The organism is Brevibacillus sp. NRRL NRS-603 (assembly GCF_003013445.1).
Lineage (GTDB): Bacteria > Bacillota > Bacilli > Brevibacillales > Brevibacillaceae > Brevibacillus > Brevibacillus formosus.
On sequence record NZ_PXZN01000067.1, the window covers coordinates 1 to 5784 of the forward strand.

The 5784-nt window shown below is 47.0% G+C and carries 7 protein-coding genes; all 7 read right to left on the minus strand.

Going from position 1 to position 5784, the window contains the following annotated elements; all coding sequences use genetic code 11:
- Positions 1-1044, minus strand: a 1044-nt coding sequence (locus C7R94_RS27520) for a glycosyltransferase (protein ID WP_106785773.1), incomplete at its 3' end; no start/stop codon positions are given.
- A 26-nt stretch (positions 1045-1070) separates the two neighbouring features.
- On the minus strand, positions 1071-2021 hold the full coding sequence (locus C7R94_RS27525; protein ID WP_106785774.1) for an NAD-dependent epimerase/dehydratase family protein: 951 nt from the start codon (positions 2019-2021) through the stop codon (positions 1071-1073).
- The gene (locus C7R94_RS27530) at positions 2018-2821 is read right to left on the minus strand and encodes a glycosyltransferase family 2 protein (protein WP_106785775.1); all 804 of its coding nucleotides are present in this window, start codon (positions 2819-2821) and stop codon (positions 2018-2020) included. The genes C7R94_RS27525 and C7R94_RS27530 overlap by 4 nt, the downstream gene beginning before the upstream one ends.
- Positions 2818-3864 (minus strand): glucose-1-phosphate thymidylyltransferase, encoded by a 1047-nt coding sequence (locus tag C7R94_RS27535; protein WP_106785776.1) that lies wholly within the window; start codon positions 3862-3864, stop codon positions 2818-2820. The genes C7R94_RS27530 and C7R94_RS27535 overlap by 4 nt, the downstream gene beginning before the upstream one ends.
- A 122-nt stretch (positions 3865-3986) precedes the next feature.
- Positions 3987-5159: a glycosyltransferase family 4 protein gene (locus C7R94_RS27540; protein ID WP_106785777.1), complete on the minus strand. Its 1173-nt coding sequence runs from the start codon at positions 5157-5159 to the stop codon at positions 3987-3989.
- A complete protein-coding gene (locus tag C7R94_RS27545; protein ID WP_106785778.1) occupies positions 5140-5562 on the minus strand; it encodes a hypothetical protein in 423 nt (140 codons plus the stop codon). Before C7R94_RS27545 ends, C7R94_RS27540 begins: the two co-directional genes overlap by 20 nt.
- Before the next feature lie 105 nt (positions 5563-5667).
- A partial coding sequence (locus C7R94_RS31070) for a DnaD domain protein (protein ID WP_199197971.1) occupies positions 5668-5784 on the minus strand: 117 nt, incomplete at its 5' end.

A 5784-nucleotide genomic window follows, 5' to 3' on the forward strand; every position in this document is an offset into this window, starting at 1 on the left:
TTCTAGCCTCATCCGTTGCTTATGGATATCGTGGTTTTTTTCTACTTTTAGTCGAGCCTCCGTCGTAATTTTTGCCCACTCGTGATTATCTGTTAGTACACGGTTTATCATTTTCCCGAGCGCAGTCGGCGATTTCTCCGGGACCAGATATCCCGTCACTTTGTTTTCGACCAGCTCCGGAATCCCCGCGTGATAGGTGGAAATGACAGGGCGTCCGCTGGCCATCGCTTCCATGATGACATTGGGAATTCCCTCTTGGTTGCCATTTCTCGCTGTCTTGCATGCGATGATGAACAAATGGCACTTGGCCAGTTCACGCTGGACTTCACGATGTGGCAGAGCCCCTTTGAGCACGACTTGTGTGCCTAGATTGTTTTTCTTGATCAGTCGTTTGAGCTTCTTTTTTTCTTCTCCATCACCGACGATGATTAGCTTCGCCTTGGGATGTTTTTTATGCACGTGAGCAAACGCCTTGATTAGCGTATCCATCCCCTTTTTTTCGGTCAGTCTCCCTACGCTTAGCAATCGGTACTCCCCATTTTCCACGGGCTGTGGAGGCAGCATGGGAAATTTGCGCAAATCAATTCCCGAGCGAATAAGGGTGATTTTAGACGGGGGACAGCCCAGATGAATCAATCGCTTTCTCATGTGATTGCTGACGACTGTAAACGCCTGGCCCTTTCGAAAGAGACGCTTAAGGGACCGTCTGTACACTGGATTTTCTTTTACGCGCTTAGTCGCATCAAAGCCGTGAAAGGAAGTAATCAGGGGGAGCTTGCTTTTTTGTGCATAAGGAAGCAATTCTAATCCAGCAGGACCAAAACGGGCATGCAGGCATTTAATTTTTTTTCGTCGCAGCCAAGTGGAGAGGCCGGCCATATGCTTGCGCACATAGACCGGCGAATAAGGAAATTGTTTTCGGTTAAAGGCTCGCTGTCGGGTCAACACCACCGGTTTGACCACTTGATGTCCTAGCAATTGCTCGTAAATAAATGTCTCACTCTTGGGAAGAAACTTTCTGCGATAAACGAGGACCCGATGCATGCAACTGGCCTCCTCTATGACGGGTGTCACCCCTTCGATTGCGAACGAATCTCTGCTAATTGATGGCGAAGGCCCTCTTCTAGTGCCACTTTTGGTTTATATCCCAAGCGTTGTTGGGCAAATTGGATATCCGCACAGGTTCGGAGGGAATCACCTGCCGGACCATTTTGATACGTAATGCGAGGGGTCTGATTCATTAACGTACCCATGATCGAGAGCACATCGATGAGCTTGATTTCCCGGTCTCCGCCTACATTAAAAATGTCACCAGGAACAGCATGCTGTGCAGCGAGCAGATTCGCCTCTACAGCGTCTGTCACATACGTAAAGTCTCGTGATTGCTGGCCATCACCATAGACGATGACTTCTTCGCCTTTCATCATTTGACGAAAGAAACGATGAAAAGCCATATCGGGACGCTGTCTGGGACCGTATACCGTAAAGTAGCGAAGCATGGTAACCGGGAGTCCATAAGCTTTCACATAAACCGAGCAGATTTGCTCCATCGCTTCCTTGGTCACCCCATAAGGGGAAACTGGGCGAAGAGGCGCATTCTCATTGGTTACTGTCCCTTGCATCGTCCCGTATACCGAAGAGGAGGACGAGACCACGACGACAGGCGGCTTCGGTCTTTGCAAGCAAGCCTCCAACAATTCTTGTGTGGCCAAAATATTATGGCTAACATAATCAGCAAAGGACTTACCCCAGCTGTTTCTCACGCCTGGCAAGGCAGCGAGATGGAAAACGACATCGACGTTCTCGAGCCAAATGTCCCAACGCCCCGTCTGAAGCGTTGTAGAGTGGAAGGTGAAGGCAGGGTGCTTTCCTATTTCGGCCAGATTACGCAGTTTCGCAGCTACATCGTAGTTATCGATGAATCCGTCGATCCCGATGACTGTCACGCCATCGTTCAACAATCGCTGCGTCAAATGAGACCCAATAAAACCTGCACAGCCGGTGACAAGAGCTTTCTTCATCGCCTCCGACGCCTCACTTTCTTGAGCCTTCTAATGACTAAATAACCGTTCTTGTAACCATAAATGGCCTTGTATTTCTTGCCCCACCTTTTCAGATAATATTTGAATGTTTTTTTTCGCAAATAATTACGGCGGAATATCATCTTGCCATCCGTGAGCTGCCCTTTATGCTTCGTCCGGTTGTAAAGAGTTTTGTTGATGTACCTCACCCGATACTTTTCAATTAATCGCAAAATGATTCGCCGATCCTCCATAATCCTTCCCTCGTACCGATCCGAGGTATCCCAACCACCCACTTGATGTAGGGCTTCTACACGATAGCAACGTGGAGAAACCATCCAGCGATTGTACTTCAGAAACTGGTATTTGTTATGAAATGTCTTGTGCTTCACTTTAATCGTCTTGGTATATTTTCCGCGCTTAACTTTCCAGATGTTCATGTTCCCATAGAAGAGAGCTGTGCTCTTCTTGCTTTTGTAAATGTACTTTTTGAGTACGGCCAGCGTTCGTTTCGGTAACCAGTCATCGGAGTCGAGTTGTACAAGATAAGGGGTATCCACCATTGACAATGCCTGATTCATGACTTTGCCGATTCCAGAATTTTGTTCCATTCGATGATACATAATGTTTGGGTGGTACATATATTTTTCTATTTTACTTCTGGTTCGATCGGTGGACGCATCGTCAATGATCAACAGCTTCCAATCTTTTGAGGTTTGATTCAAGACACTTTTAATGGCTTTGCGAATAAACTTGGCGCGATTGTAGGTCGGAATGACTACAGTAAAGGTCGGATTCATACGTCCTCCCTCTTGACAGCCGGAATGCAAATGGACGATTTGTCGCTTACAATGAAGACGCCCGTACTGTTAGAAGATTGACCCGTCATCATCGATGAGCGGCCAAAAACGCTGTTTGTTATTTTCCATGCAATGTCATGCAACGAGCAGTTTTCCAGCAAAATACTATTTTCGAGATACGAGCAATTTTTCAAGCTTACGCCGTTTTGGATCGAGACGTACGGTCCGATTTGGCAATTTTCAATCACACAATCATCACCAATTAGTACGGGACCCGTAATCTTCGAATTTTTCACAATGGTTCCTTTGCCAATTTGATGTTGATTGCCTAGCTCCCTCGTAAGCATCCACTGGTTGGCCTCCAGCCAGCGATCGATGGTTCCCACATCCGAATACTTTCCGTTGGTGACGGCGTGGGCCAATTTGAATCCGCGATTAATCATCGATTGAATCGCATCCGTTATTTCTAGTTCGCCTCGGGGAGATGGCTGCAGGGTAGCAATCGACTCAAAAATAGGTGGCGTAAACAGGTATGCGCCAATCACTGCCAGGTTGCTCTTTGGCTGACGTGGCTTTTCCTCTACAGAGATTAATCGTCCTTTTTGTACTTCTGCAATCCCATAATCCTGTGGTCTCTCCACTTGACTCAGCATCACGACACCGTCAGATTTCCCCTTCGTAAACGCTTTGGTAAGCCCGTGAAGTGAATCCATCAATAAATTATCACCTAGTAGCAAGATAAACGGTTCGTCTTGCAAAAACGGTTGCGCTAGCTGGACAGCATGGGCAATTCCCAGTCTTACCTCCTGCCTGATAAACGTAATGGTAGCCCCGAATTGACTACCATCGCCCACCATGGGAGGAATCTGTGATTGTGAAGGATGTATCACGATGCCAATGTCCTGAATGCCCACTTCACGCAGTTTGCGAATGCAATAGTGTAAGACCGGGTGATTGGCCACAGGGAGGAGGGTTTTCGGTTGCGAATAGGAAAAGGGGTGCAGTCGCGACCCACGTCCAGCACACAAGATTAACCCTTTCACAAGTATCACTCCCCAGTTGTGCTCTGCGATACTTATAAGGTATGCGTATCTGGATAGCTGGACAGGGCAGACGTCCACATCGGCGCAAGAAAAGGCAACCACCTACATCATTTCCAGTCGAATTAACCTGTTTTTAAAAGCTGTTGTTTCTCTTCAACTCGTGTTGGCACTACGGTTTCAAATACGTTCAGATAACCTTGCGCGGTTGCATACCAAGAAAAAAACTTTGCTCGTTGCAGGGCCTGTTTGCCCATTTCATTCCGGATAGCTGGTGAACTCCACAACAGTTCCCAGACAGCAGGCAATCCTTTTTCCCAATCTTTTGGCGGGATGATAAAGCCACTTTTCTCGTGGGCAACGACTTCGCGAATGCCGCCACGCGGAGTGGAAATGACAGGCTTTCCGGAAGCCATTGCCTCTAAATTGACACGACAAAACGCTTCTTTCCAAACAGACGGTGTAGCTACGACATCCCCAATTTGATAGTAAAGCGGCATTTTTGCGGATGGGACGAAATTGACGAAACGCACCTTTTCCCCCAAGGGCTTCGCAAGGCGCTTGAGCTCGCGAACATATGGATTCAGGCGATTGCTGCCGTATCCCGTACCGCCCACAATGACGAGTCTGGCTTTCGGGTCTTGTTTGCTCACCTGGCGAAAGGCTTTGATCAGCACATGTACCCCTTTTCCGCGCATGAGTCTGCCGGCATAAAACAAGACGCGATCATCTGGCTTCAATCCGAGTTCTTGACGCATTTTTTTGACCGCTATCTTTGCAACCTGATAAGGCGTGACATCGACTCCGAGGTGAACCGCATGAATTTTATTCGCTGGAATCCTGCACGTTCGAATAAAATGTTGACGTAAAAATTCACTGTTTGTAATAAAACCTGTTGCCAGTCGAACGGCACGCCGCATGTTTTCCTTACTGATAATCGGCTGTGACCCGTAAACGTGAGAGTGCATATTCACAAAGACCGGGATCTTGGGAAAATGGCGTTTTAATGTGAGAACATAGATCGGTCTATTTTCCACAAGAATAACATCTGGCTTATTCTTCTTGATATGGTTAATAATCCGGCGCAAATATGGCTTTGGCCCTTTATACGGGACACGAATGAACTGCCGGTTTTCCTCCACGGATGAGGTTGGGTAGGTCGCGCATTGACGAGTGTAGATCGTTACGTTATGCATGGGCTCGATCATCTTTGTGACCTCGTCAATATCATGTTCGACCGAGCTTCCTTTGACCGGTGGCACAGAAAAGGGACCCGGACTAATAATTGCGATGTTCATTTCGCTCGAGCTCCCACTCCTTTTTCAGTGAAAGAACTACTTGATACAAGTACTGCAATTGTTTTGTATGATTTCCTTCAAGCTTCTCCCATCTTTCTTCCCACAAAGCAAGCGCCTCTTTCAGTTCCATCACTTCTTGCTCAAGCTTGTGAACCTGTTCCACGACTGCCTCATCTGTCTCTCTCATAATAATTTCAAAGGTAGGTTCCAAGACCAGTTCCTTTGGCTGCTCTACTGTTGTATTTACGACCAGCTCCTGGACGTCTTCCGTTCCTTCCTCTTCCTGCTTTTCATTGGCTTTTACAATTGAAATACGTTGAACTGCCTCATCTACGACATAACTTCCTGAAAACACACCTGGTGTCACCCAATGAGACAGATCCCATTTTTTGCGTTTTTCCACAAGTCATCGCCTCCTGAAGCTTGCATCTACGTAATATGTTATGACAGACAAGGAAAATGGGTACGTGTACGGTGACATAGAAAAAACCGCTTGATTTGGTTGAAATCAAAGCGGTTGCCCATGGTCTTTCATATTTGCTTGTCTGCGGAAGTTTAAGCTGTAAAGACGCGCTTGTTCTACAGTTGTTATCTGTTGCTTTTGCCATTCGAGCAAGATTCTGTC